This window comes from Blastococcus sp. SYSU D00868 (genome assembly GCF_054050575.1).
The window spans coordinates 1-24,898 of record NZ_JBJGZO010000042.1 but is presented as its reverse complement, the minus strand read 5'-3'; the positions used below and the strand labels follow the sequence as shown (position 1 = coordinate 24,898).

The 24,898-nt window shown below is 74.6% G+C and carries 26 protein-coding genes and 1 tRNA gene; 13 read left to right on the top strand and 14 right to left on the bottom strand.

Going from position 1 to position 24,898, the window contains the following annotated elements; genetic code table 11:
* Nucleotides 1–7: 7 nt before the first annotated feature.
* From ACI79F_RS22845 to ACI79F_RS22835, 3 genes are all read right to left on the bottom strand, one after another.
* Nucleotides 8–1,009, bottom strand: coding sequence for an anion permease (locus ACI79F_RS22845; RefSeq protein WP_456546777.1), 1,002 nt, complete (start codon nucleotides 1,007–1,009; stop codon nucleotides 8–10).
* A 20-nt stretch (nucleotides 1,010–1,029) separates the two neighbouring features.
* On the bottom strand, nucleotides 1,030–1,647 hold the full coding sequence (locus ACI79F_RS22840) for a DUF47 domain-containing protein (protein ID WP_456546778.1): 618 nt from the start codon (nucleotides 1,645–1,647) through the stop codon (nucleotides 1,030–1,032).
* Between the two features lie 110 nt (nucleotides 1,648–1,757).
* Nucleotides 1,758–2,312, bottom strand: a complete 555-nt coding sequence (locus ACI79F_RS22835) for a sigma-70 family RNA polymerase sigma factor (protein ID WP_456546779.1) — start codon at nucleotides 2,310–2,312, stop codon at nucleotides 1,758–1,760.
* A gap of 86 nt (nucleotides 2,313–2,398) precedes the next feature.
* Here ACI79F_RS22835 and ACI79F_RS22830 point away from each other — a divergent pair, with 86 nt between their 5' ends.
* From ACI79F_RS22830 to ACI79F_RS22810, 5 genes are read left to right on the top strand one after another with little or no spacing between them, the layout of a single operon-like run.
* Entirely contained in the window at nucleotides 2,399–3,040 is a 642-nt protein-coding gene (locus tag ACI79F_RS22830; protein WP_456546780.1) for a zf-HC2 domain-containing protein, read from the top strand.
* Nucleotides 3,037–4,851, top strand: a complete 1,815-nt coding sequence (locus ACI79F_RS22825) for a copper resistance CopC/CopD family protein (protein ID WP_456546781.1) — start codon at nucleotides 3,037–3,039, stop codon at nucleotides 4,849–4,851. The genes ACI79F_RS22830 and ACI79F_RS22825 overlap by 4 nt, the downstream gene beginning before the upstream one ends.
* Before the next feature lie 30 nt (nucleotides 4,852–4,881).
* Nucleotides 4,882–5,610, top strand: coding sequence for a YcnI family copper-binding membrane protein (locus ACI79F_RS22820; RefSeq protein WP_456546782.1), 729 nt, complete (start codon nucleotides 4,882–4,884; stop codon nucleotides 5,608–5,610).
* A complete protein-coding gene (locus ACI79F_RS22815) occupies nucleotides 5,607–6,278 on the top strand; it encodes an SCO family protein (RefSeq protein WP_456546783.1) in 672 nt (223 codons plus the stop codon). Before ACI79F_RS22820 ends, ACI79F_RS22815 begins: the two co-directional genes overlap by 4 nt.
* Nucleotides 6,279–6,281: 3 nt before the next feature.
* A complete protein-coding gene (locus ACI79F_RS22810; protein ID WP_456546784.1) occupies nucleotides 6,282–7,337 on the top strand; it encodes a hypothetical protein in 1,056 nt (351 codons plus the stop codon).
* 89 nt (nucleotides 7,338–7,426) lie between these two features.
* Here the strand turns inward: ACI79F_RS22810 and ACI79F_RS22805 are convergent, their stop codons facing one another.
* Genes ACI79F_RS22805 through ACI79F_RS22790 form a run of 4 tightly spaced genes read right to left on the bottom strand, consistent with a single transcriptional unit; the run spans nucleotide 7,427 to nucleotide 11,715 of the window.
* A complete protein-coding gene (locus ACI79F_RS22805; RefSeq protein WP_456544445.1) occupies nucleotides 7,427–8,248 on the bottom strand; it encodes a phosphocholine cytidylyltransferase family protein in 822 nt (273 codons plus the stop codon).
* Nucleotides 8,235–9,362 carry a CDP-glycerol glycerophosphotransferase family protein gene (locus ACI79F_RS22800; RefSeq protein WP_456544446.1) on the bottom strand — a complete coding sequence of 376 codons (1,128 nt, stop codon included), beginning with the start codon at nucleotides 9,360–9,362 and terminating at the stop codon, nucleotides 8,235–8,237. Before ACI79F_RS22800 ends, ACI79F_RS22805 begins: the two co-directional genes overlap by 14 nt.
* Entirely contained in the window at nucleotides 9,359–10,174 is an 816-nt protein-coding gene (locus tag ACI79F_RS22795) for an HAD family hydrolase (RefSeq protein WP_456544447.1), read from the bottom strand. The genes ACI79F_RS22800 and ACI79F_RS22795 overlap by 4 nt, the downstream gene beginning before the upstream one ends.
* Nucleotides 10,171–11,715 carry a mannitol dehydrogenase family protein gene (locus ACI79F_RS22790; RefSeq protein ID WP_456544448.1) on the bottom strand — a complete coding sequence of 515 codons (1,545 nt, stop codon included), beginning with the start codon at nucleotides 11,713–11,715 and terminating at the stop codon, nucleotides 10,171–10,173. Before ACI79F_RS22790 ends, ACI79F_RS22795 begins: the two co-directional genes overlap by 4 nt.
* 497 nt (nucleotides 11,716–12,212) lie before the next feature.
* On the opposite strand from ACI79F_RS22790, the gene ACI79F_RS22785 reads away from it, so the two are divergent.
* The 4 genes from ACI79F_RS22785 to ACI79F_RS22770 all read left to right on the top strand — a co-directional run bounded on the left by ACI79F_RS22785 (nucleotide 12,213) and on the right by ACI79F_RS22770 (nucleotide 14,109).
* On the top strand, nucleotides 12,213–12,980 hold the full coding sequence (locus ACI79F_RS22785; RefSeq protein ID WP_456544449.1) for a M23 family metallopeptidase: 768 nt from the start codon (nucleotides 12,213–12,215) through the stop codon (nucleotides 12,978–12,980).
* Between the two features lie 117 nt (nucleotides 12,981–13,097).
* Nucleotides 13,098–13,511, top strand: coding sequence for a helix-turn-helix domain-containing protein (locus tag ACI79F_RS22780; protein WP_456544450.1), 414 nt, complete (start codon nucleotides 13,098–13,100; stop codon nucleotides 13,509–13,511).
* A 20-nt stretch (nucleotides 13,512–13,531) separates the two neighbouring features.
* Nucleotides 13,532–13,945 carry a VOC family protein gene (locus tag ACI79F_RS22775; RefSeq protein ID WP_456544451.1) on the top strand — a complete coding sequence of 138 codons (414 nt, stop codon included), beginning with the start codon at nucleotides 13,532–13,534 and terminating at the stop codon, nucleotides 13,943–13,945.
* A 91-nt stretch (nucleotides 13,946–14,036) separates the two neighbouring features.
* Nucleotides 14,037–14,109: transfer RNA gene (locus ACI79F_RS22770), tRNA-Ala, on the top strand.
* A gap of 179 nt (nucleotides 14,110–14,288) precedes the next feature.
* On the opposite strand, the gene ACI79F_RS22765 is transcribed toward ACI79F_RS22770, so the two are convergent.
* From ACI79F_RS22765 to ACI79F_RS22755, 3 genes are all read right to left on the bottom strand, one after another.
* The gene (locus tag ACI79F_RS22765) at nucleotides 14,289–15,611 is read right to left on the bottom strand and encodes a DUF2254 domain-containing protein (protein WP_456544452.1); all 1,323 of its coding nucleotides are present in this window, start codon (nucleotides 15,609–15,611) and stop codon (nucleotides 14,289–14,291) included.
* Nucleotides 15,612–15,764: 153 nt separating this feature from the next.
* Nucleotides 15,765–16,799, bottom strand: a complete 1,035-nt coding sequence (locus ACI79F_RS22760) for a response regulator transcription factor (RefSeq protein ID WP_456544453.1) — start codon at nucleotides 16,797–16,799, stop codon at nucleotides 15,765–15,767.
* Nucleotides 16,800–16,972: 173 nt separating this feature from the next.
* The gene (locus ACI79F_RS22755) at nucleotides 16,973–17,728 is read right to left on the bottom strand and encodes a type 1 glutamine amidotransferase domain-containing protein (RefSeq protein WP_456544454.1); all 756 of its coding nucleotides are present in this window, start codon (nucleotides 17,726–17,728) and stop codon (nucleotides 16,973–16,975) included.
* A 404-nt stretch (nucleotides 17,729–18,132) separates the two neighbouring features.
* Between ACI79F_RS22755 and ACI79F_RS22750 the strand changes: the two genes are divergently transcribed.
* From ACI79F_RS22750 to ACI79F_RS22740, 3 genes are all read left to right on the top strand, one after another.
* Nucleotides 18,133–19,281, top strand: coding sequence for a zinc-dependent alcohol dehydrogenase (locus ACI79F_RS22750; RefSeq protein ID WP_456544455.1), 1,149 nt, complete (start codon nucleotides 18,133–18,135; stop codon nucleotides 19,279–19,281).
* 16 nt (nucleotides 19,282–19,297) lie between these two features.
* Complete coding sequence (locus tag ACI79F_RS22745) at nucleotides 19,298–19,900, top strand: hypothetical protein (protein ID WP_456544456.1); 603 nt, start codon at nucleotides 19,298–19,300, stop codon at nucleotides 19,898–19,900.
* A gap of 101 nt (nucleotides 19,901–20,001) precedes the next feature.
* On the top strand, nucleotides 20,002–20,850 hold the full coding sequence (locus tag ACI79F_RS22740; RefSeq protein ID WP_456544457.1) for an aldo/keto reductase: 849 nt from the start codon (nucleotides 20,002–20,004) through the stop codon (nucleotides 20,848–20,850).
* A gap of 108 nt (nucleotides 20,851–20,958) precedes the next feature.
* On the opposite strand, the gene ACI79F_RS22735 is transcribed toward ACI79F_RS22740, so the two are convergent.
* From ACI79F_RS22735 to ACI79F_RS22720, 4 genes are all read right to left on the bottom strand, one after another.
* Complete coding sequence (locus ACI79F_RS22735) at nucleotides 20,959–21,177, bottom strand: hypothetical protein (RefSeq protein WP_179718024.1); 219 nt, start codon at nucleotides 21,175–21,177, stop codon at nucleotides 20,959–20,961.
* A gap of 138 nt (nucleotides 21,178–21,315) precedes the next feature.
* Complete coding sequence (locus ACI79F_RS22730) at nucleotides 21,316–21,600, bottom strand: DUF2795 domain-containing protein (protein ID WP_456544458.1); 285 nt, start codon at nucleotides 21,598–21,600, stop codon at nucleotides 21,316–21,318.
* 45 nt (nucleotides 21,601–21,645) lie between these two features.
* On the bottom strand, nucleotides 21,646–22,362 hold the full coding sequence (locus tag ACI79F_RS22725; RefSeq protein ID WP_456544459.1) for a DUF2267 domain-containing protein: 717 nt from the start codon (nucleotides 22,360–22,362) through the stop codon (nucleotides 21,646–21,648).
* 673 nt (nucleotides 22,363–23,035) lie between these two features.
* Nucleotides 23,036–24,052, bottom strand: a complete 1,017-nt coding sequence (locus ACI79F_RS22720) for a response regulator transcription factor (protein WP_456544460.1) — start codon at nucleotides 24,050–24,052, stop codon at nucleotides 23,036–23,038.
* A gap of 206 nt (nucleotides 24,053–24,258) precedes the next feature.
* Here ACI79F_RS22720 and ACI79F_RS22715 point away from each other — a divergent pair.
* A partial coding sequence (locus ACI79F_RS22715) for a LysR family transcriptional regulator (protein ID WP_456578951.1) occupies nucleotides 24,259–24,898 on the top strand: 640 nt, incomplete at its 3' end.

The following is a 24,898-nucleotide window of genomic DNA, read 5'->3' as shown; positions in this document are numbered from 1 at the left end:
GCCGGGCTCAGCCGACGACGAAGTCGGTGACGAAGTAGGTCAGCGCGGCGACGGTGGCCGCCGCCGGGAGCGTGACGACCCACGCGACGACGATGCTGCCGGCCACCCCCCAGCGGACCGCCGACAGCCGGCGGGTCGCCCCGACGCCCATGATCGACGTGGTCGTGATGTGCGTCGTCGACACCGGGACGGCGAAGACCGTCGCCGTCGTCACCATCACGCCGGAGGCGACCGTCTGGGCGGAGAAGCCGCCGGCCGGGGTCAGCTGGATGATCCGGCGGCCGAGGGTGCGCATGATGCGGAAACCGCCGGCGTAGGTACCGGCGCTGATCGCCAGCGCGGCGGCCAGCACCACCCACAGCGGCACGGTGAAGTCGTCGATCTCCCCGGCGGTGAACAGCGCCAGGGTGATGACGCCCATCGTCTTCTGCGCGTCCTGCAGGCCGTGGCCCAGCGCCATCGTGGCCGAGCTGACGATCTGCGCGTACCGGAAGCCGCGGTTGGCGCGGCTCACGTTGGTGCTCCTGAAGAGCCACAGGATCACCAGCATGAACAGGTAGCCCAGGCCGAAGCCGACCAGCGGCGAGGCCACCATGGGGATGACGACCTTGTCGAGGATCCCCATCCACTGGACGCTGTGCGAGGCGGCCAGCGCCGCGCCCACCAGGCCGCCGATGAGCGCGTGCGAGGACGACGAGGGCAGCCCGAAGTACCAGGTGATGAGGTTCCACACGATCGCCCCGATCAGCGCGGCGAAGACGATCTCCAGGCCCTCGGTGCCGGTGGGGGCGTCGATGATGCCCGCGCCGACGGTCTTGGCGACCTCCGTGGACAGGAGGGCGCCGATCAGGTTCATCACCGCCGCGAGCGCGAGCGCGACCCGCGGGGTGAGCGCCTTGGTCGAGACCGCGACGGCGATCGCGTTCGCCGCGTCGTGGAAGCCGTTGGTGTAGTCGAACGCCAGGGCGACCAGGACGATGACGATCAGGGCGATGAAGGCGGCGTCCATCAGGAGAGGTCCATCCGGGCCTAGGACTCCTTGACCGTGATCGTCTCGACCACGTTGGCCACGTGCTCGAAGGCGTCGGCGGCCTCCTCGAGCTGGTCGGCGACCTCCTTCAGCTTGAGGATCTCCAGGGCGTCGAACTCGCCGCTGTAGAGCCGGGAGAGCAGCCGGCGGTAGAGCTTGTCGGCCTCGTTCTCGATCCGGTTGACCTCGATCCAGTAGTCGGAGAGGTCCTTCATGGTGCGCAGCCGCGGCATCGCCTCGGCGGTGGTCTGCGCCGCCCGCTGCAGCAGCGCCGTCTGCTGGTGCATCTCCGCGGGCAGGGTGCCCAGCCCGGTGAGGACCACCAGGTCCGCGGCGGCCTCGACGAAGTCCATGACGTCGTCGAGGTCGCTGGCCAGGTTGTAGATGTCGTCGCGGTCGAACGGCGTCACGAAGCTGGAGTTCAGCTGCCGGAAGATCGCGTGCGTCGCCTGGTCACCGGCGTGCTCGAGCTCCCGGAGCTGCGCGGCGAGCTCGTCGCGGCGGGCGTGGTCGTGGATGAAGTCGCTCAGGACGTCGGTGGCGGCCACCAGGTTCTCCGCCGAGGCGGTGAACAGCGGGTAGAAGCTCGAGTCCTTGGGCGTGAGGCTGAAGGGCACGCGTCGCTCCGGTCGGCAGTGGGTCTCCGCACGTCCGCCCCGGGCTGGGGTCGGGGCGCGCGGCCGTCCGGCAGCTTAGGTGCCCCGTTTCCCGGCCGTTCACCGTGCCGTCATCCGCGCGCCGCGTCGTCCTCCCGCTCGGTGACCGCGGCCACCAGGTCCTCGCGCGCCCGGGCCACCCGCGACCGGATGGTGCCGATCGGGCAGCCGGCCACCTCGGCCGCCTCGGCGTAGGGCAGACCCAGCAGCTGGGTGAGGACGAAGGCCTCCCGGCGCTCCGCCGACAGGCGCGCCAGCAGGTCGCCGACCACGGCGCTCTCGCCGACGCCGTCGGCGGTGCCGCCGCCCGGGCCCTCCAGCGCCTCCAGGACGGCGTCGTCGGAGACCAGGGTCAGCCGCCGGCGGCGGCGCGACCGCAGGGCGTCGGCGCACGCCCGGCGGGCGATCGACAGCAGCCAGGTGCGCAGCGTGGAGCGGCCCTCGAAGCGGTGCAGCGACGCGAACGCCCGCAGGTAGGTCTCCTGGGTCAGGTCGTCGGCGGCGGCCCGGTCGACCAGGGCCGCGCACAGCCGCCACACGTCGGACTGGGTGGCCCGCACCAGGGCGGCGGCGGCGAGGGCGTCGCCCTCCACGGCGGCGGCCGCGTACCGCTCCAGGTCGTCCACGTGTCGATCCTCTCCGGCGCGCCGATCCGGCGGACATCCCCGATGTTTGGGGGAACTCCGGGGGCGCGGTCGACGACTATCTCCCCATGCAGTGTCCCGGATTCCGTGAGGCGGCCTCCGCGCGGCTCGACGGCGAGTCGCCCGGGATGCCCGTCGCCGAGCTCGACGCGCACCTGGACGGGTGCCGCGCGTGCGCGTCCTGGCTGGCCGACGCCTCGGCGGTCACCCGCCGGGCGCGGCTGGCCCCCGCCCCGCCGGTGCCCGACCTCACCTCCGCCGTCCTGGCCGCGCTGCCGCCCCGGCTGCCCGGCGGCGCGGCGGCGGCCCGGGCCCGCCTGACCACCTCCGCCCTGCGGCTGGCGCTGCTGGCCGTCGGCGCCGCCCAGGCGCTGCTGGCCTGGCCGGCCCTGGTCGGCGGGACGGCGTCGATGAGCGCGCCGGTGCACATGGCGCACGAGACCGGCGCGTGGAACCTCGCCGCCGGTGCCGCCTTCCTCGCGGTGGTGGCCGCCCCGCGCCTGGCGGCCGGCACGCTGCCCTTCCTCGGCACGTTCACCGTGCTGCTCACCGTCCTGACCGTGCGCGACCTCGCGGCCGGCCACGTGCACGCCGACCGGGCGGTCGCCCACCTGCTGCTGCTGGCCGGGGTCGCCCTGGTCGGCGCGACCGCGTGGCGGGGCCGCCGGCGCACGGTGCACGCGGTCGCCTCCGAGCGGGTGCCCGCATGACCGCCGCGCCCGCCGCGGGCCGCCGCCGTCGCCCCGCCGCCGTCCTGCTGCTGCTGGCCGGCTGGCTGCTGGCCGGCGTCGTCACCGCCGGTCCCGCGGCCGCGCACGCCGAGCTCGTCGGGACCGACCCGGGGGAGGGTGCGCGGCTGTCCGCCGTCCCCGAGCGGGTGTCGCTGGACTTCAGCGAGGGCGTCTCCCTGGGCGCCGGGTACCTGCGGGTGCTGAACTCCTCCGGCGAGCGCGTCGACGACGGCGACGCCGAGGTGGAGGACCGCACCGTCAGCGTCGCGCTGCGCGGCGACCTGGGCGAGGACGGCTACCTGGTCACCTACCGGGTCATCTCCGCCGACTCGCACCCCATCTCCGGCTCGTTCTCCTTCGCGGTCGGCGAGGGCTCGCTGGTGGACGCGTCGGTGGCCGGCGCCGCCGACGACACCGACCCGGTGGTCGCCGCCGGGCTGCCGGCGGCCCGCTGGACGGGCTTCGCCGGCCTGGCCCTGGCCGTCGGCGTCCCGGCGTTCGCCGCGCTGTGCTGGCCGGCCGGGTGGGGCTCGGCACCGCTGCGCCGGCTCACCGCCGCGGGGCTCGCGGCCATCGCCGTCGGCGCGGTGCTGACGTTCCTGCTCCAGGGGCCGTACGCGGCCGCCGCCGGACCGGGCTCGGCGTTCGACCCGGCGCTGCTGTCCGCGACGCTCGGCTCCGAGCTCGGGGTGGCGCTGCTGGCCCGGCTGGCGCTCACCGCCGGCCTCGCGCTGCTGCTGCTCCCGTGGCTGCGCCGCGGGCAGGTGCCCGCGGCGCAGGGGCTGGTGCTCGGCGCGGTGCTGGCCACCGGGCTGGTCGTCACCACCGCCGCGGTCGGCCACCCGATCGCCGGGCCGTACCCGGCGATCGCCGTCCTCGCCGCCACCGCGCACGTCGCGGCGATGGCGCTGTGGCTCGGCGGCCTGGTCGTGCTGCCGGCCGCCGTTCTGCGCGACGGGGTGCCCGCCGCCGAGATGGCCGCGGTGGTCCCGCGGTTCTCCCGGCTGGCCGCGGTCTCGGTGAGCGTCCTCGTGGTCTCCGGCGTGGTGCAGGCCGTGCGCGAGGTCGGCTCCCCGGAGGCGCTGTTCACCACCGGCTACGGGCGGGTGCTGCTGGCCAAGCTGGCCCTCGTGCTGCTGGTCCTCGCGGCCGCGGGGGTCTCCCGGGTGTGGGTGCAGCAGCGGCTCGGCATCCGCCGCGCCCGCCCCTCGCGGCGGGTGACCGCCCACGCGTTCGCCGCCACCGCCGGCCCCGACGCGGCGGCGGAGCCGGAGCCCGCGCCGGAGGTGGTCAGCGCCGCCGCCGCCCGCGAGGAGGGGCTGGCCGCCGGCGCGGCCGCCGAGCGGGGCGTGCTGCGGCGGTCGGTGCTCGTCGAGCTCGCCCTCGGCGTCGCCGTGCTCGCGCTGTCGGCAGTGCTCGTCGGCACCCCGCCGGCCCGCGCGACCGTGTCCGAGCCGGTCGACGTCACCGTGCCGCTGCAGTCGGCCACCGGCGAGGACGGGTCCGTGCAGATCTCCCTGGACCCGGCGAGCCCCGGCGCGAACCTGCTGCACGTCTACCTCTTCGACTCCGACGGCGCGCTGGTCCAGCCCGAGGACATCCGGGTCACCCTGACGGAGCCGGAGCAGGAGATCGGGCCGCTGACCGTCGACCTGGAGCCCGCCGGCCCCGGGCACTACGTCGGCGAGGAGACGGTCATCCCGTCGGCCGGCACCTGGACGCTGGCCGTCTCGGTCCGCCTCGACGAGTTCACCGCCACCACCGCCAGCACCGACTTCCCGGTCCGCTGAGCGTCCCCACCCCCGTCCGACAGGAGAACCGTGCCCTCCACCGTGCCGCGCCCGTTCGCCCGCCTGGCGGCCGTCCTGCTCGCGGCGGTCGCCGCGCTGGCGGCGTCCGTCGTCGCGGCGGGTCCCGCCTCGGCCCACGTGACCGTCTCCTCGGCCGACGCCTCGCCGGGCGGCTTCGGCAAGCTCACGTTCCGGGTGCCGAACGAGAGCGACACGGCCAGCACCGTGTCGCTGCGGGTGCAGCTGCCGGCGGAGACGCCGATGGCGTTCGTCAGCACCCAGCCGGTGCCGGGGTGGACGGTGACGGCGACCCGCTCGGAGCTGCCCGAGCCGGTGCAGGCCGAGGGGGAGACGGTCACCTCCTACGTGTCCTCGCTCGAGTGGCGGGCCGAGCCGGGCGGCGGCATCGCGCCCGGGCAGTTCCAGGAGTTCTCGATCTCGGCCGGCCCGCTGCCCGACGCCGCCACGCTGGTGCTGCCCGCCGTGCAGACCTACAGCGACGGCACCGAGACCGCCTGGATCGAGCCGACCGTCGAGGGCCAGGACGAGCCCGAGCGCCCCGCCCCGGTGCTCACGCTCGGGTCGGGCGGCGCGGAGCCGGCACCGGGCACCGGCACGACCGGCGGGCAGGACGCGGGGACGTCGGACGGCGACGACGCCACCGGCCTGGCCCTCTTCCTGGCCGTCCTGGCGCTGCTCACCGGCATCGCGGGCGTCGTCCTCGGGTACCGCGCGGGCCGACGTACCGTGTCCTCGTGACCCGCTCCGCCCGTCGCCTGCCCGCCGCGCTGCTCGCCGCCGGCCTGCTGCTGGGGGCGTGCTCGGCGGCGGACGCCGACGACGGCCCCTCCGCGGCACCGTCCTCCTCCGGCGGGCACGAGCACTCCGGCGGGGTCGCGGTGGAGGGCCCCGACGACGAGTACGCCGGCCTGGACCTGCCCGACCCCTACCAGCGGCCGTCGTTCACCCTCACCGACACCACCGGCGCGGCCTACGACTTCGCCGAGCGGACCGCGGGCCGCCCGACGCTGCTGTTCTTCGGCTACACGAACTGCCCGGACATCTGCCCGACCACGATGGCCGACGTCGCCCTCGCCCTGCGCCGCCTGGACCCGGCGGTGGCCGAGCAGGTGCAGATGGTCTTTGTGACCACCGACCCGGCGACCGACACCCCGCCGGTGCTGGCCGAGTACCTGGGCCGGTTCGACGCCGACCTGCCGGTGTCCTTCGTCGGGCTGACCGGCGACCAGGGCGCCATCGACCGGGCGCAGCTGGCGGCGGGCGTGCCGCTGGCCGAGGAGCAGGGCCGGCTGCACTCGACCCTGCTGCTGCTCTACGGCGCGGACGACCGGGCGCGGGTGGCCTTCGACGGCGGCAACACCGCCGCCGACATCGCCGGGGACCTCGAGAAGGTCACGGGGGAGTAGCCGGTGCCGCGGACCCCGGCCCGCCTCCTGGTGCTCCTGGCGGGGATCGTCGCCGTGCTCGCGCTCGCCGGGCCGGCCGTCGCCCACGTCGGCGGCGACGTCGCCGGCAGCGACTTCGACGGGCGGGTCACCTCGGTCACCCCGGAGGTGCCCGGCGTGACGGTGCGGGTGCTGCAGTTCGGCGACGAGTTCGAGGTGGTCAACACCACCGGCACCGGCGTCGAGGTGCCCGGCTACAGCGACGAGCCGTACCTGCGGATCGGCCCGGACGGCGTGTGGCGCAACAGCCGCAGCCCGGCCACCTACCTCAACCTCGACCGCTACGGCCGCGCCGACGTGCCCGACACCGCCGACGCCGACGCCGAACCGGAGTGGGTGCAGGTCTCCACGCAGTCGCAGTACGTCTGGCACGACCACCGCACCCACTGGATGAGCGAGGGCCAGCTGCCGCCGCGGGTGGCGGCCGATCCCGACCGCGCGCACGTCGTCTCCAGCTGGGTGGTGCCGATGACCCACGGCGGCACGGACGTCGAGGTGGCCGGCGAGCTCACCTGGAGCCCGCCGCCGTCGCCGTGGGTGGTGTGGCCCGCCCACCTCGCGCTGGCCGCCCTCGCGCTGGCCGCCGGCCTGCTGGCCCGCGACGCGCGGCCGCTCGGTGCCGCGATGCTCGTCGGCGGTGCGGCCGCGCTCGCGCACGCGCTGAGCACCCCGGCGCCCCCGGTCAGCCTCGGCTCGCACGCCGGCGCGATCGCCTCGGCGCTGCTGCCGGCGCTCGCCGCGGTGCTCGTCGCCGTCCTCGGCGCGCGGGCGGCGTGGCGTGGGCGCGGGGCGATGGCGGGGCTGTGCGCCGTCGTCCTCGGCTGGCTGCTGCTGGTGCAGGGCCTGCCCGACGTCGACGTGATGTGGAGCGCGCACGTGCTGTCCGCCGGCCCGGACCTGCTGGCCCGGGTCGTGGTGGCGCTGCTGCTCGGGCTGGGCGCGGGGCTGGTGGGCGGCGGCATCGCCGCGGTGCGCCGGTTCCGGGAGGCGGGCCGCCCCACCGCGGCCGGGATCAGCTGACCTGATCGTGGCGCGTCCTCCCTCACGGTGTGCGGTGAGGGAGGACGCGCTGGGGTGGGGGAGGACGCCGCGCGGTGGGGGAGGACGCGTCAGGCGGTCTCGGGCACCGGGTGCAGCCGCGCCCGGTCGGAGAACAGCTCGTTGGCCCGCTCGAGGTCGGTCTCGAAGTCGACCTCGACGGCGGGGAACCGGCTGATGTCCACCGGCCGGAAGCGCAGACCCTCCGCGCCGATCGCCGTCTCGATGCCGCGCTCGAAGTAGTCCTGCGCGGCGCAGGCGGCGAGGTGCTCGATGAGCACCGCCTTGTCCGCCGAGGAGACGAAGTTGATGCCGACGGCCTCGCCGAGGCCGCCGGTCACCGTCTTGGACAGCTCGGCGATGCAGCCGTCGGCGTCGAGGGTGTACTTGACCTCCTCGTCGGCGACGGTGGAGGTGTCGACGCAGACGAAGCTCTGGTCGGCCTGCACGCACGGCAGGGCGGCCTCGAGCACCGCCGGGTCGAACACGACGTCGCCGTTGAGCCACAGCACCCCGCCCTCCCGGGTGGCGCGCAGCGCGCGCAGCAGGCTCTGCGAGGTGTTGGTCCTGGCGTAGTCCGGGTTGTAGGCGAACCGGACCTCGGGCACCGCCCGCATGATCCGCTTGGCCTTGAACCCGACGACGACGGTCACGTCGACCGCGGGCCCGAACACGGCGCGCAGCGTGTCCAGCTGGCGCTGCAGGATGCTGCGCCCGTCGTGCAGCGGGGTCAGCGGCTTGGGGTGCGGGCGGCCCAGCCGGGTGCCCATCCCGGCGGCCAGGATGACCACCTGGACCGGGACGGGGGCGGGGAGTCGCGTACTGGCGGAGCGGGCGAGTCCCAGCAGGCCGGTGGCCTGTCCGGCGTCGAGAGCGCGGTCAGCGATGCGCACTGTCGTCCCCTCCTCGGGTCGTGGCGGAACCGGCGGACACGGTGTCCGCCGGGAAGAGCAGGTCGAGGACGCGCTCGGTGGCGTGCCCGTCCTCCAGGGAGCAGAAGGTCTCGCGGAAGCGGGCGTAGCGGTCCGTGGCGGCCGCCGTGACGGCGTCCAGGTCGGCCAGCGCGTCCACCAGCTCGGCGCTGCTGCGCAGCAGCGGGGTGGGGGCGACCTCGGCGAGGTCGAAGTAGAAGCCCCGCAGCTCGTTCTGGAAGTACTCGAGGTCGTAGGTCAGGTAGAGGATCGGCTTGCCGGTGACCGCGAAGTCGAACATCGTCGACGAGTAGTCGGTGACCAGGACGTCGGCGGCCAGGTAGAGGTCGCGGATGTCGGGGTGGCCGCAGACGTCCCGGACGGCCGAGCCCTCGGCGATCTCCAGCCGGTCCATGACCATGTTGTGCAGCCGCAGCAGCAGCACGTGGTCCTCGCCCAGCCGCGCGGAGAAGTCCTCGAGGTCGATGGCGAACTCGAAGTCCTGCGGACCGGTCTTGTTGAAGACCAGGTCGTCGCGCCACGTCGGGGTGTACAGGACGGCGGTCTGCCCGTCGCGCAGGCCGAGGTCGGCGCGCACCTGCGCGCGGATCCGCTCCCGGTCGGGGCTGCTCAGCACGTCGTTGCGGGGGTAGCCGGTCTCGTGCACCGGGCCCTCGTAGCCGAACGCCTTGCGGAAGCGCGGCGTGCTGGCCGGGTTCGGCGAGAGCAGGTGGTCCCACCGCGCGATGTCGTGCTCGAGGTAGGCCAGCCGGCCCTCGGGCGCCCAGAGGACGTCGTTGTGGATCCGCTTGAGCGGCGTGCCGTGCCAGGTCTGCAGGTACGTCGCCCCCGGGGCCTTCTCCCAGTCCAGCGGGATGTGGTCGTTGGAGACGACGAGGTCGGCGCCCTCGAGGGCGGCGATCGACTCGGGGCTGCCGAACTCGACGGTGCGGACGTCGTCCGGGAAGGAGGCCTGGGTGTGCGGCGCCGACAGCCAGGTGGTGTCGGCGTCCACCCCGCGGCGGACCAGTTCCTCGTACAGCGCGCGCGGGCTGTCGGAGAAGTGGCCGCGGAAGCTGACGTAGACGATGTTCACCGGGGTCCTCCCGTCGGGTCGGCGCCGCCGTCGCGGCGGGTGAGCACCGGCAGCAGCAGGTCGGCGAGCTCGCGCCAGGAGCCGACGACCGCCAGCACCCCGGCCTCGCGCAGGGCGGCGGCGCGGTCCTCCCGCTCGCCGGCGGGGACGAACAGCAGGTTGCCGACCGTGGGGCAGCCGGCGCGGACGGCCGACAGCGCGCCGGCCACCGAGTCCTCGACCGCCAGGCCCGCGGCCGGGTCGACGCCCAGCTGCTCGCAGGCGTGGAGGTAGACCGCCGGGTCGGGCTTGCTCGTGGGCACCGGGAGCGAGTCCTCGGCGCTGAAGCGCATCTCGGCGGGCAGCAGCTGCGCCAGGCCGGTCGCGCGGAAGCAGGCGTCGAGCCGGGTGAGCGCGCTGGAGCTGACCACGGCCGGTCGCAGGTGGCGGGCCAGCGCGGTGACGGCCGCGGTCGTCTCCTCGTGCGGCCGCAGCACCGCGCCGAGGTGGGCGGTGACGGCCCGCTTCTCCTCGGCCACCCACGGCTCGACGTCGACGTCGGGCTGCCCGGCCTCGGCCGCCAGTCGCCGCGACGTCGTCCGGAAGTTCATGCCGGTGGTGGCCAGGCGCAGCTCCTCGGCGGTGAACCGCTGCGGGGAGCCGAGCTCGGCGAGGAACCGGTTGGTGACCTCGGCGGAGGCCTCGAACGCCGGCTCCTCGCTGGGGAAGAGGTTGCCGTCGGCGTCGCAGAGCAGCGCGCGCAGCCCGGCGACGACGTCCTCGGGCAGCGTGGTGCCGGTGCCGGCCGCGGCCGGCGGGGAGGCGGCGGTCATCGGGTGGCCACCGAGGAGCGGGTCAGGGCCGCCGCCACCGTGCGGCGCACGCCGTCGCGGGTGAGGTCCTCGAGCGCGGCCTCCAGGTCGGCGACCAGGCCGGGGTGCTCGACCAGGTCGCCGAACACGGGGCGCACGGCGAGCACGGGGCGGGGGTCGGTGCCGCCGGCCCGCGCGAGGGCCTGCAGCTGGGGGCCGAGGTCGTCCTCCACCGTGTCGTGCAGCTGCAGGTAGCGGATCCAGCCCGCCACGGCCAGCGTCAGCAGCGGCGGCCGGCGGCCGGCCGCGAGCGACTCGCGCAGCGAGGGCAGGAGGTGGTGGGCGACCTTGGTGGAGCCGCGCCGGCACAGGCGGTGCAGCCGGTCGCCGATCGCCGGGTTCGCGAAGCGCTGCAGCAGCACGGCCTTGTACTCGCCGAGGTCCACGCCGTCGGGCGCGGGCAGCAGGGGCGTGACCTCGACGTCCATCAACCGGGCGGTGTAGGCGGCGAACAGCTCCTCGCCCATCAGCTCGTCGATCCGCAGGTGCCCGGCGAGGGTGCCCAGGTAGCCCAGCGCGGAGTGGCTGGCGTTGAGCAGCCGGGTCTTCATCAGCTCGTAGGGCGCCACGTCGGGGACGAAGCGCACCCCGACGGCGTCCAGCGGCGGGCGGCCGGAGCGGAAGTCGTCCTCGATGAACCACTGCGCGAACGGCTCGGTGATGACCGGCCAGCGGTCGTCGACGCCGTACCGGCGGGCGACCGCGGCGCGCTCCTCGTCGGTGGTCTGCGGGGTGATCCGGTCGACCATGCTGCTCGGGAAGCCGACCCGGTCGGTGATCCACCGGGCGAGCACCTCGTCGCGCTGCCGGGCCAGGCCGACGACGGCCGCGCGGGTGGCGTCGCCGTTGCGGTGCATGTTGTCGCAGGACACGACGGTGAACGGGGCGGTGCCGGCCCGCCGCCGGCGGTCCAGCGCCTCGACGAGGTAGCCGAACGTCGTGCACGGCCGGGTGGGGTCGGCGAGGTCGCGCTGCAGGTCCGGAGCGGACGGGTCGAACGCGCCGGTGTGCGGGTCGAGCGGGTAGCCCGCCGTGGTGATGGTCATGGTGACCATCCGGGTGCGCGGGTCGGTGAGCCGGTCGAGGACCGCCTCGGGGTCGTCGGGGGCGAAGAGGTAGTCGACCATCACGCCCACCACGCGGGCCCGCTCGCCGTCCGGGCTGCGCTCGACCACCGTGTACAGGTGGTCCTGGGGCGCCAGCGCCTCCTGCATGTAGCGGTGCCGCAGGCCGACGCCGACGACGCCCCAGCCGGTGGAGATGCCCAGCTGGGCGAGGTCGTCGAAGTAGGTGAGCTGGTGCGCGCGGTGGAAGCCGCCGACGCTCAGGTGCACCACCGCGGGGGTCAGCGCAGCGCGGTCGTAGGTGGGGACGGACAGGTGCTCACCGTGGAACAGCAGGGTCCGATCGGAGAGCGGACGGATGGAGGCGACTGCCGGGGCGGGGCAGGGGGCAGGGCCGGCGGGGGCCGGCGAGCCGGGGGAGCGCTCCGGCGTCGTCATGCGGCATCCGTTCCTTCACTGTCGTCGGTGCGATGACCTCCAGGTGGGTCCACCGGTCGGCGGGTCCCGCAGGCGGGTCGTCGTGTGCGGTGGTCGCGCACGACGGATCAGCGGGGAACGCTGATCATCGGGTCACGGCGGAGCCGCTGTCCACCCGGGGGCGAGGATCGGTTCCTCGACCACCGCGAGGCGTCGGCCCGACGTGGGAGGTCGGACCGGCGCGTTGGCTCCACGCCGGGAGAGCGTCCATGCCCGTCCCGGCGGAGGGTCAAACTCCGCACCGGCCGCGGGGGTTCCGCTGTCGGGCGTGCCGTGACCGGACCGAGACGGGCCGGGACCGTTCCCGGCCCGGGACGGGTGGGGCGTGTGGGACGTCACACGCGGCGTGTCGTGACGAACACGCCGAGTAGGGGGTCACGGAACGGTCACGCAGTGTTTGGATCGCCGGGCCAGCGAGCCGGCCCACCCGGGCTCTCCCCCACGGAGCAGGCAGGTACATGCGCAGCACCTCCCGTGCGAGCGATCCCACGGACGGCCCCGGCACCGGGTCGCACCGCGCCGTCCCGGCCCGCCGGGGGCTGCGCGCCCGCCGCCCGTCCGCGCTGCTGGGGGCGCTGCTCGCCGGGGGCATGGGCGCCGCCGTCCTGGGGCTGCAGAGCCCGCCGGAGGCCGCCGCGGAGGCGACCGGCGTGCTCGCCGCCCAGCAGGACCTGGGCATCGTGGAGGAGGCGCAGGAGGAGCTCATGCCGATGGCCTCCATCACGGAGGCCGAGGCCCAGGCGCGGCTGCAGGAGGTCACCGCCACCCGCGCCGCCCGCGCCGAGGCCGAGGCGGCCGCCGCCGCGGCAGCGGCCGAGGCGGCCCGCCCCAAGACCGTGCTGCCGGTCGCGAACGCCCGCTTCACCAGCGGCTTCGGCTCCCGGTGGGGCACCTTCCACTACGGCATCGACCTGGCCGCGCCGATGCGCACCCCGGAGTACGCCGCCGCCGACGGCGTGGTGCTGCGGGCCGGTGCGGCCAGCGGCTTCGGCCTGGCCGTGTACGTCCTGCACGAGAACGGCGACGTCACCGTCTACGGCCACATGGACGAGATCCTGGTCGAGGTCGGCGACTACGTGGACGCCGGCGACACCATCGCGCTGCTGGGCAACCGCGGGCAGTCGACCGGCCCGCACCTGCACTTCGAGGTGCACCAGGGCGGGATGGACGACGAGCGGATCGACCCGGTCGACTGGCTGGCCGAGCGGGGCGTGCAGGTCGGCTGACCGCCCGGCGGCCGCGCCGGGCCCGGGCGGGCGTTGCCCCTCGACCGGCCACGCCGGCCGGCGGTGTGGCCGGTCCCGGGACACTGCTCCCGCGCGCCGCTCTGCTGGGATGCGGGCGTGGGCAGCGCCGTCGAGGACACCAACCGGCGGATGCTGCGCGCCCGGGACGCGATGGACCGCGCCTACGCCGAACCGCTCGACGTCCCCACGCTGGCCGCGATCGCGCACGTGTCGGAGGCGCACTTCATCCGCACCTTCCGCGGCACCTTCGGGGAGACCCCGCACCGGTACCTGCAGCGGCGGCGGGTCGAGCGGGCCATGTTCCTGCTGCGGACGACCGAGCAGAGCGTGACCGACGTCTGCATGGCGGTCGGCTTCAGCAGCCTGGGCACCTTCAGCCGGGTGTTCCGCGAGGTGGTGGGGGAGTCGCCGAGCGCGCACCGGCGGCGCGGGCCGCTGCCGGCGGCGCCGTCCTGCTTCGCCATGGCGTGGCTGCGACCGAGCAGTTTCGGAGAAGCACCGGGGGAGTGAGGGCCCCTAGCGTCGTCGGCATGTTGACCGGGATCACCATCAGCCAGATCTACGTCCCCGACCAGGACGCCGCGCTCGACTTCTACGTCGGCAAGCTCGGCTTCCGCGTGCACAGCGACATGCAGTTCGGCCCCATGCGGTGGCTCACCGTCGTGCCGCCCGGCCAGCCGGACCGCCAGGTCCTGCTCGAGAAGCCCGGGCCGCCGTCGATGAGCGAGGAGACCGCCGCCGAGGTGCGCCAGGCGATCAGCAAGGGCGTGGCCGGCGGACACCTCTTCCTCGCCTGTGACGACGCCTACACGACCCACGCCGAGCTCAGGTCCAGGGGCGTGGAGATCACCGAGGAGCCGGTCGACCAGCCCTACGGCATCGACTTCGGCCTGCGCGACCCCTTCGGCAACCACCTGCGGATCGCGCAGCTGAAGCAGGCCTGACGCGTCGGCGCGCCCGACCCCCTCCGCGGAGGTCCCCGACGGGGGATGTACAGTTGCGGACGGCTCAGGGGCACGGCCCCGGGGTCGGAACGGGGCTGTGGCGCAGCTGGTAGCGCACCACACTGGCAGTGTGGGGGTCAGGGGTTCGAGTCCCCTCAGCTCCACCCGTTCGACACAGGGCGTCCTCCTCCGGGAGGGCGCCCTGTGTCGTCTCCGGTCGCAGGTGCGCCTCACGAGAGCGAGCTGCTGACCCGGTTCACCGCATCGCCGGCCGGGGCCACACGACGTGGCCGTGGAGGTCCGCCGTCGTGCGCATGGGGTCGTGGGCGGCACCCGGCCCGGCTCAGTACGACCGGACCGCCGACCGGGCCCGTGGCGGGACCGTGACGTCGGCCCCCGATCCGATGCCCTCGGTGTCCGGGGTGAGCGCTGCGCGGACGTCGTCCTCGTCGTCGTAGGCCCGTCGGACGGCGGCGGTCAACAGCCGGAGCTGGCGGTCCAGCGGTTCCTGCCGGTCGGCTGGTGCCACGCCCTTGAGGTCGGTCAGGGCCGCGCACAGCTTCCGGGTCACCTGCGGCTCCGACGCCCCGGCCAGGCGGATCTCGTCGAAGGCCAGCCGGACGTAGCCGTCCCAGCTGACGGTCCGCTCGACCAGGCGCACCGCGCCGTCGTCGTCGCGGTGCTCCCCGCAGGGCAGGGGACGCGCGGCGATCTGGCGCAGCAGGTCGTGGAGCCGGTGGAGCGCCTGGACGGCCGTCGTCGGGTCGTTGAACGGCTGGGCGATCGACCGCACGGCGATGTCGACCAGCTTGCGGAACCCGTAGGCGAGGTCCTCGGTGTGCCCGCGCTCCCCACCGAGCAGGACGTGGCGGGTGAGATCGGCGGTCAGGAGCCGGGCGGCCGGGTTCCGGTCCGGGCCCGCCGTCGACCGGGTGCCCGGATGCACACGGAACAGCGGCGCGCCGCCGACGACGAAGTCCCCGACGACCGGGACCAGCTCCAGCACGCAGTCCTCCCGCTGGGCCGCGACCACCAGGGCGCGGCGGTCGACGCGGATCAGGTTGCCGGGGCGCGCGGCGACGATCTCGTCCCTGCCGCCGGTGACGACCGGCGAGTCCCCGTGCTCGCGGACGATGAACTCGCGGCTCCGGTCCCCGACGAGGTCGATCAGCCCGGCGACCCGCAGCCCCTGGCCGGCGTGGTGCACGAACAGGACGAGCGCCACGATGCTGGCCAGCATCAGGACGTAGGACAGCAGCATCGACAGGCCGGGGACCGTGCCCGTGTCGGAGCCGCGGATCTCGCGGAGGGTCAGCACCGCGACCAGGAAGCTGGCGCCGAAGAGCCCGATCGCCAGCTGGTTCCACCGGTCGTTGAGCAGCGCCCCCACGATGCGGGGCGAGAACTGCCCCATCGCCAGCTGGACCGCGACCAGGGTGACCGTCAGGACGAGGGTGGTCATCGACACCATGGCGGTGGCGAACGACGACAGGATCGTCTGGGCGTCGGACGGCGTCCCGGTCAGGCTCTGCGGGACGAGCCGGTACTCCGTCGCCCGGTCCACGGCGAGGGTCGTGACGGCGAGGAGGATGCCCGCGGCGAGACAGCCGATCGGCAGCAGCCACAGGCTGGTGCGGGCGGAGTGCAGGAGCCGCAGCCTGTTCATGCGCGGCAGGCCCGCGGCCGGGCCGCCTGGGCGGGCGGCTCGTACCCGATCATGGCCTCCCCCTGGTGTGGCCGACGTGCTCGTACGGACCGGCCTCCCCGCGGACCTCGCGGACCGACCGTCCTCTCATGGAACCGATGCCGACAGCCGGCCTCAATCGGCAGAACGCCCCATTGACGGGTGGCAGGGTGACGAGGAGGGGGGCACGTAGAGGCCTTCGCGCTCGGCCCGCACCGCGGCGAGTGTCCTCGTGGGCGCGTCGAGCTTGGCGAGGATGTGCTCCAGGTGCGCTGCCACGGTCCGCGGGGCCACGACCAGCGCGCGGGCGATCTGTTGATTGGAACACCCGTCGATCAGCAACCCGAGCACCTCGAGCTCGCGCGGCGTCAGCCCGCGGAGGTCGGCGACGGGTGACAGGACCACCGTTCCCAGCACGCTCGCCGGCGCCTCGTCGGTACCGGCCAGGACGGTCACCCGGACGTGCCCGTCCGGGGCGTGGCGGCCGCCACGCGGCCAGAGGAAGGACGTGAAGACCTGGCCGTCGTCGATGTGGGACCGGGCGATGGCGACGACGGGGGACGCCTCGGCGAGCAGTGCGTCGCCGTCGAGGCCGGGCAGGGTCAGGGACCCGCTGTCCCGGCACAGCACCGCACCGGCGGTCGCCCCCCGCACCAGCTGGGCTGCGGCGGCGAGCGAGCGCAACGGGTCGAGCCCGTGCGCCAGGACGGGGGTGAGCTGCTGCAACCGGCGCCGTGCGACCGGGGACGGTGGCTCCTTGCTGCCGTAGAGCAGCGCCAGGTGTCCGACGTGGCGCCCTCCCCGGTCGAACAGGACGACGCCCAGGGCCTCGTGCAAGCCGGCGGGGATGAAGCACTCGGCCCATGTCGGCAGGTCTGCGGCCGGGTAGGGCAGGTCGGAGGGGCTCAGTGGAGGGCGGGCCCGGTCAGCGTGGGCCACCTCGATGTCGTGGGCCATCCGGGGACCGCTGAGGTACTGCAGTGTGTGCTCGTCGAGGGCGGTGCTCCCCGCGCACGTGTAGCTGGTCCTCATGGGATCGGTGACGGCCAGCCATGCGGCGTCGAACGGCACGAGGCGGCGGAGCGCCTCGAGCATCCCCTGCGAACGTTCGGGGAGGGGGCCGCTGGAGGCGGCGACCTCGGCCAGCTCGAGGGCAGGCACGTCGGCCATCTGCTCTCCCGGGTCGCGGCGTCGGGGAGGCAGACGGCTCGTCTCGCCGTTCCCGATACCGGACCGTGCACATATCTACCGCACGATCGCCGCTCCAGGCCCGATGGCCGTGACGAGAAATCGAGGAGGTCGGAGGCGTCGGCTATCCGACCCTCCGGGCGCGGGCGCGGGCATCACCGGGCACGACCCCCCGCCCGGCTCCTCCACGTCTGCCCGGCCGGGGCACTCAGGGCGCGCTGGGCGGCAGCGGCCACAGCGATCCCCAGCACCGCGGCGGCCGACGGTTTCGGCGACCACCGCAGCGCGGCGATGGCCCAGCCGACGGGCGCGTCCCGCTGAGGGTCGGACTCACGGCGCGGTGCTGCCGTCGCCGGCTCCGGCGACGTCGTCGCGAAGGCATCGAGGATCCCGGGGACGAAGGCCGCCATGTCCTGGGGCCCTCTGCTGGTGATCAGGTTCCCGTCCCGGACGAGCTCCTGGTCGAGCCAGGTGGCACCGGCGTTCACCAGGTCGTCGCGGATCCCGGGCCAGGAGGTGAGGGTCCGTCCGCCCACCAGGCCCGCGGAGGCGAGCACCCACGGCCCGTGGCAGAGCGTCGCGATGGGCTTGTCGCTCGCGGCGAACGCGCGGACGAACTCCCGTGCCTGGGCGGACTGCCGGAGGAGGTCGGGGTTGATGAACCCACCCGGTAGCAGCAGGCCGTCGTAGGCGCCGGGGTCGGCCTGGTCGATCGTCCTGTCCACGCGGACCCGGCTGGCCGGCATGTGCAGGTTCACCCCGCGGATCCGTCCGCGACGCAGGGACACGACGTCCACCTCGGCGCCGGCCTTCTGCAGCGCTCGCAGCGGGACGATCAGCTCGACCTTCTCGAAGCCGTCGGCCACCAGGGCAGCGAGCCTGCGGCCGTCGAGTCGTCGTCTGCTGGGCATGTGGCCTCCCTGTCGCCCGATGGCGCGCGATGACGGACTGCCCGCCGGGGGCGGGGCTGCGATCGGGGCGCCACGGCGGTGCGTCTCACCTGGCCGGCTGCTCGGCGGTGAGCGGGGTACCCGCACCCACCGGCCGGACACGCGTCCTCGGGGAACTGACGCGCCGCCGATCTCCGGCCGCTCGGGAAGCGCGTCAGGGAGGGCGGTCGCTGGAGGCCCGTGCCCGGGGCGCCGGCATCGGCAGATCTGCCGATCTTCCGGCCGAGCCACGCGGCGGGCCCGGATGTGGAGTGGCTCCGCTCGGGCACCCGGCGCACAGTCGAAGGGCCGGTGAGCACAGCCGGCCGCTGGGCGCCCCGTGGTGCCTCACGAGCCCCGGGGCCCACGCCCCAGGAGGGGATCCGATGCGAGCGATGGTGTACCGCGGCCCGTACAAGGTCAGGATGGAGGAGAAGCCCCGGCCGAAGATCGAGCATCCCAACGACGCCATCGTCCGGGTGCAGCTCGCCGCGATCTGCGGCTCCGACCTGCACCTATACCACGGCATGATGCCGGACACCCGGATCGGTCACACGTTCGGCCACGAGTTCATCGGCGTGGTCGACGAGGTGGGGTCCTCCGTGCGGAACCTCTCCGTCGGCGACCGGGTGATGGTGCCGTTCAACATCTTCTGCGGCACCTGCTGGTACTGCGCGCGAGGTCTGTACTCGAACTGCCACAACGTCAACCCGAACGCCACTGCCGTCGGCGGCATCTACGGCTACTCGCAAACGACCGGCGGGTACGACGGCGGTCAGGCCGAGTTCGTCCGGGTGCCGTTCGCCGACGTCGGCCCGTCCAAGATCCCGGACTGGATGGCCGACGAGGACGCGGTCCTGCTCACCGACGCCACGGCGACCGGCTACTTCGGCGCGCAGCTCGGCGACATCGTCGAGGGTGACGTCGTCGTCGTCTTCGGCGCCGGACCGGTCGGACTCGTGGCGGCGAAGTCGGCCTGGCTGATGGGCGCCGGCCGGGTCATCGTCATCGACCACCTGGAGCACCGGCTGGAGAAGGCCCGCACCTTCGCCCATGCCGAGACCTACAACTTCACCGAGTACGGCGACATCGTCCTGGAGATGAAGAAGACGACCGACTGGCTCGGGGCCGACGTCGCCATCGACTGCGTGGGCGCCGAGGCGGACGGCAACTTCCTCCAGCACGTCACCTCGTCCAAGCTCAAGCTGCAGGGCGGCTCCCCGGTGGCACTGAACTGGGCGATCGACTCCGTCCGCAAGGGCGCGACCATCTCGGTGATGGGCGCCTACGGCCCGCTGTTCAGCGCCGTCAAGTTCGGCGACGCGATGAACAAGGGGCTGACGATCCACACCAACCAGGCTCCGGTCAAGCGGCAGTGGCCGCGGCTGTTCGAGCACGTGCGCAACGGCTACCTCAAGCCCAGCGAGCTGGTCACCCACCGCGTGCCCCTCGAGCACATCGCCGAGGGCTACCACATCTTCTCGGCCAAGCTCGACGGGATCATCAAGCCCCTCGTCGTCCCGACCGCGGCGTGAGCGACAGGAGAACCCGATGACCTACACCCCGCACAAGCCCCCGATCGCCGAGTCGCCCGAGCAACTGCGCGCGCGCATCCCGGGCTGGGGCGTCGACCTCGATCCCAGGGACCGCCCATCGGTGCCGAAGCTGCAGTTCCAGGAGGACTTCACCGGTGCGCACTGGGAGTTCCCGGAGCGGCAGCCGGAGAAGTACCCACGGGAGCGCTCGGTCGAGCACGGGATGCTCACCCCGGTCTTCGGCACCGCCCAGCCGCCGTCGGGCATCGCCGGTGCCATCCGCCGCTACGCCTACACGTACAGCGAGGGCCGCACGGCGCACTGGCTGCTGCTCATCGCCGCCGACCGGGTGGACGCATGGGAGCACCACCTGAAGTCCTTCCTCACCCTCCGCCCGGACAACCCGATCACCGAGACCGGGGTGAAGGCCGAGTTCACCCACCACGGCATCTCGTCGCGGTTCGGCCAGAACCGGGCCGACGTGAAGCACCAGTGGATGGACCCGGTGATCGTCGGTGGCCCGTGGATCGCCGCGGCCGGAGCCGTCTACACCGGCGCCCGGAGCGTGGCGAAGTCGCTCGCGCTCACGGGGTCCGACGGGCAGCGCCCGCTGCACTGAGTGGTTCTCGAGGCCGCGCCCGCCCGGGTCCGCCCCGCGTGACGTGGGGTGGACCCGGTGTGGGACGACGGCGTCCGTGAACTGCTCTGGAGGTGGCTCGCATGTCCGCAGTCACCGGGCGCACCGTCTCCCTGCCCGACGGCACCACCGTCCCGGCCCTCGGCATGGGCACCTGGTACCTGGGTGAGGACCCCGACGGGCACGATGTCCAGCTGGACGCCCTGCGCGCGGGCATCGACCTCGGCCTCACGCTCGTCGACACCGCCGAGATGTACGGCGACGGCGCCGCCGAGGAGCTCGCCGGCAGGGCGATCGCCGGCCGGCGGGACGACGTCTTCCTGGTCAGCAAGGTGCTGCCGCACCACGCCACGCGCCAGGGCACGGTGGACGCCTGCCAGCGGAGCCTGCGCCGGCTGGGCACCGACCGCCTGGACCTGTACCTGCTGCACTGGCGCGGCCGGGTCCCGGTCGAGGAGACCGTGGCCGCGTTCGAGGCGCTGGCCTCCCGTGGGCTCATCCGTTCCTGGGGCGTGAGCAACCTCGACGTCCCGGACCTCGACCGGTTGGTGGGGCTCCCCGGCGGGAACCGGGTGCAGACCGACCAGGTGCTCTACAACCTCGCCCGGCGCGGCCCCGAGTACGACCTGATCCCCTGGTGCCGTGGCAGGCGCATGCCCCTGATGGCGTACTCGCCCATCGACCACGGCCGCCTCGTCGAGCACCCGGCCGTCCGCGACCTGGCCGCGGAGAAGGGGGTCACGACGGCGCAGCTGGCCATCGCGTGGGTGCTGCGGCTGCCCGACGTGTTCGCCGTCGCCAAGGCCTCGACCCGCGCGCGCGTCATCGAGAACAGCGCCGCGCTGGAGATCGGCCTCAGCCCGGAGGAGCTGGACCGGCTCGACCAGCTCTTCCCTCCGCCGTCCGGCAAGGTCCCGCTCGACATGCTGTAGGACCGGCCGCTGCCTCAGCGCACGAGGTCGGTCCCCGGCCTGGGCCGGGCAGGCGACGGCCCCGCAGTCAGGGTGACTGCGGGGCCGCCGTGGTCAGACGAGGCCTGGTCAGACGAGGCCCTCGTTGTGGGGCTCGATGCTGGCCGAGGGGTCCACTCCCTCGTCGGCGGCCGGCTGTACAGGGCCCTCGCCGGGCTCGGACCCGGAGCCGGCGGCGGTGTTCCGCGAGGACCGCTCCGGATCGGTCACGTCGGTGGTCGTCGGCGCCTGACCGATGCGCTTGGCGGCCGGTCCGGTCCCGGTCTCCTCCAGCTCTGACTCGCTCACAGAACTCCTCCATCCAGATCGTTCGACACCGGTGATCACGCAGTGGGCTCCACGAGTTCCTCGGGCTCGCGGGACGGCTGACCGGACAAGGGCGCGGCCGGGACCCGGCCGGCGCGAGGAGGTCGCCGGTGCCCTGGGCTACCGGGGCTCGCGCATGTGCTCGGCGACCCCGCTGGGGGCCCGGGTGCGGGCCTGCTCGGCCGCCCGGCTCGCCGAGCGGCCGGCTCCGGGGTCGACGGCCACCGACCGCACCACCTCCGCACGGCTGCGGTACTCGACCGGAGGGACGGCCCGGATGCTGCGGACCACCGCCTCGGGTGCGCCGGCCCGCTCGGCGGCGGCGACGAGCGCCTCCTTGCCGGCCGGGTAGTCGACGTCCTGCAGGTACCGCAGGACCTCGTCAGGGGTGATCGGAGCGGTCACGGTGGGTGCCCTTCCTGCTCGCGGTCGTCGGTGGTGGCGGTGGGGTCAGCCGGCGGACCCGACCGCGGCGACGGCCGCGTCGATCCGCCGGGCGAGATCGAGGTCCATGTCGGTCACGCGGTCGAGCGAGTGCGTCCAGACCTCGAAGGTGACCGTGTCCTGCAGTTCCTCGACACTGGCGTGGTGGGTCATGTCGCGTTCGGCGCGGGCGACGGCGTCGCGCAGGGGTCGGTGGCGCTCGGGCGGCAGCACGACGGTGCGCCGCAGCCGGTGCTGGTCGCCCTCCCAGCCCTCGAGGGCTGCGAGGGCGCGGTCGATCTCGTCCTGCTCGAGCAGTCGCGGGGTCAGCTCGATCGGCACGCCGGAACCGCGCGGGGGAACGCCCTGGTCGATGGGTGAGATCAGCTCCTCACCGTCCGGCAGCCTCCTCGCGAGGACGTCGCCCACCTCCGGCTCGGAGGCGGCCAGCGTCGAAAGGACCGCCCGGGTGTAGAAGCGGGCCCGCTCGGCCGGGCACCCCGACGTGGCGCTCACCGCGGAGACCAGGGCGGCGCTGCTGTCGGGGGGCAGACCCGGGCCGCGGATCTCGGCGGCGCCCCGGAGGGAGCCGGGCAGCACCGCGGCCAGCCGGTCGCGGTCGGACTGCTCCAGCGAGGCGGCCACGGCGGCGACGACGGCCTCCACCGCCCGCCGGGCCTCGCCGGTGTCGGTCGCGCCGGCCTGAGCTCCCACGGCTTGGACGAACGTCGCGTACTGGATCACCGGGCTCCTCCTGACTGCTGCTGTCTGCTCCGGTGTCGCCCGCTGCCCGGGCGGTGAGCCAGGCCGTCGACCCGACCAGCTCCTGGTACTCCTGCGGCGGCCGGGAGACGACGTCGTCGAGCTGCCCGGGGGTGGTCGCTTCCTGCACCGGGGTCGGGGCGGCAGGGGCCCGTCAGGCGCCGGTCGAGGGTTCCGTCGTGCGACCGCGATCCAGACGCTAGGACCGGTCGCGGGGGCGTGGACATCGGTCGATCGACCGATCTCGCCCGCCGGTCACGGGGCCGGTCGGTCGCCGTCCGCGCCCGGCCGAGGCCCGTCCGTGCCTGGGCTCCCGGCTTCCTGTCGCGACCGCCCCGGGCCGACCGCCGGCGCCGCGCCACCCAGTTCCTTGCTCACCGTCGGATCGGCGTCGTCGGGCTGGGGCACTCGCGGGTCGTCCGGCAGCTGGATCCCGACCTCGTCGGCAGCCGCTGCCGCGGGTGCCTCGTCCTGCGGAGGGTTGCTCCCGCTGTCCATGCCGGAGGCCTACCCCGGGCCCGCCGTCGGTACGGGAGCCGCCGGCCGAGATCGGCAGAACTGCCGATCACGACGGCTTCGATCCCGGCCCCCGGCGTGTCGCGGGCCGGGCCGCCACGTCCCGCCGGCGCTGTCAGCGTGAGCCTCCGCCAGGGGTTCAGCCTCGGCCGCACGCGAGCCTCTCCGCCGGGACGTAGAGACCCGCCCGCTCGGCGCGCACCGCGGCGAGCGTCCTCGAGGGAGCCCCCAGCTTGACCAGGACGTGCTCCAGGTGCGCGGCGACCGTCCGCGGGGCCACCACGAGGGCCCGGGCGATCTCCTGGTTCGAGCACCCCTCGATCACCAGCCCGAGGACCTCCAGCTCCCTGGGCGTGAGGCCCCGCAGGTCGCCGGACCGGGAGAGCAGCACCATCCCCGACAGCGCGCGGGACACGTCGTCCGTGCTTCTCAGGACCGTCACGCGGACATGGCCGTCCGGGGCGTGCCGGCCACCGCGCGGCCACAGGAAGGTCGTGTACACCTGGCCGTTCCCGATGGCCGCGCGAGCGGCGCGCAGGACGGGAGAGCCTGCCGCGAGCAGCGCGTCCCCGTCGAGACCCGGGAACGGCGCGGTGCCCCCGTTCCTGCAGAGCACCACGCCGGCCGCGGCACCCCGGACCACGCGTGCGGCGGTGACCAACGAGTGCATCGGGTCGATGCCGCGGGCGAGGATCGGGGCGAGTCGCGCCAAGCGGTGCCGCATGGTCTCCATCCGCGGCTCGATGCCGGCGGAGAGCAGGCCCAGGATCCCGACGTGGCGCTGCCCCGGCACGAACAGTGCCACGGAGAGGGCGTCGTGATAGCCGGCGGGGGTGAGGCACTCGGCCCACGTCGGCAGGTCCTTCACGGAACAGGGGAGGTCCGACGGGCTCAGCGGTCGGCGGGCGCGATGGGCCCCGGTCATCTCGATGTCCGCCGCGTGCGCGGGACCGTTGAGGTACTGGAGCGTGCTCTCGTCCAGCGAGGTGCTGGCCACGGAGGAGTAGCCGCCGCCCAGCGGGTCGGCCACCGCCAACCAGGAGCCGTCGAAGGGGACGTGCCGGCCCAGCTCGTGGAGGAGCGCCTGGGCGCGGTCAGGCAGTCGTCCCGGAGTGGCGGCGATCGCCGCCATGCGGAGAGCCGGGGCCTCGGTCATGTCGCTTCACCGATCCAGGTGGTGCGCGGTCGGACGGGGCCGCCGAGGGCGGCCGCGGGCCTGGACGAGGCTCACCGGGCTGGAGCTGTCCATACCGCCCCGACCGGCGGCGCAACCGTGGTCCCGTGACCGGAAACCTTGGCCGCATGAGGATCCGGGTACCGCAACGACCGGCCGGACGGACGTGTTCGGCGGTACGCTGAACTGTGGAGTTGCGCCAACTCCGGTACTTCGTGGCGGTGGCCGAGGAAGGTCGCTTCAGTCGCGCAGCGCAACGCCTCCACATGGCCGCTCCGTCGCTCTCGCAGCAGATCGGTGCGCTGGAGCGGGAGCTGCGGGTCCCGTTGTTCGAGCGGACGCCGCAGGCGGCCCGGTTGACCCGTGCCGGCCTCGTCCTGGTCGAGCGGGCCCGGATCGTCCTGGCCGAGGTGGACCGGGCGGTGGCCGACGTGCGGGTCGCCGGAGCGGAGTCCCGCGAGCACCTGACCCTGCGCGTGGCCACCATGGCCGACCTCGTCCTCGGCGGCCCGCTGCGGCAGGCCGCGCTGGCGATCGACGGGGTCGAGGTGTCGGTGAGCTCCACCCGCGGGGACGACGCCCTCGAGGCCGTCCGCCAGGGCAGGTCCGACGCGGCGATCGTCTGGAGCCGCTCCTATCCCCAACGGGACCTCGCCGGTGTCGTGCTGGGGTCGGTCGTCCTCGGCGTCGCGCTCCCCCTCGGGCACGCGTTGAGCGGCGGGGGGGGCGGGGGGGGGGGGGGGGGGGGGGGGGGGGGGGGGGGGGGGGTTGGTGGCGGGGCGGGGGGCGGGGGCGGGGGGGGGGCCGGGGGGGGCCGCGTGGCCGCCG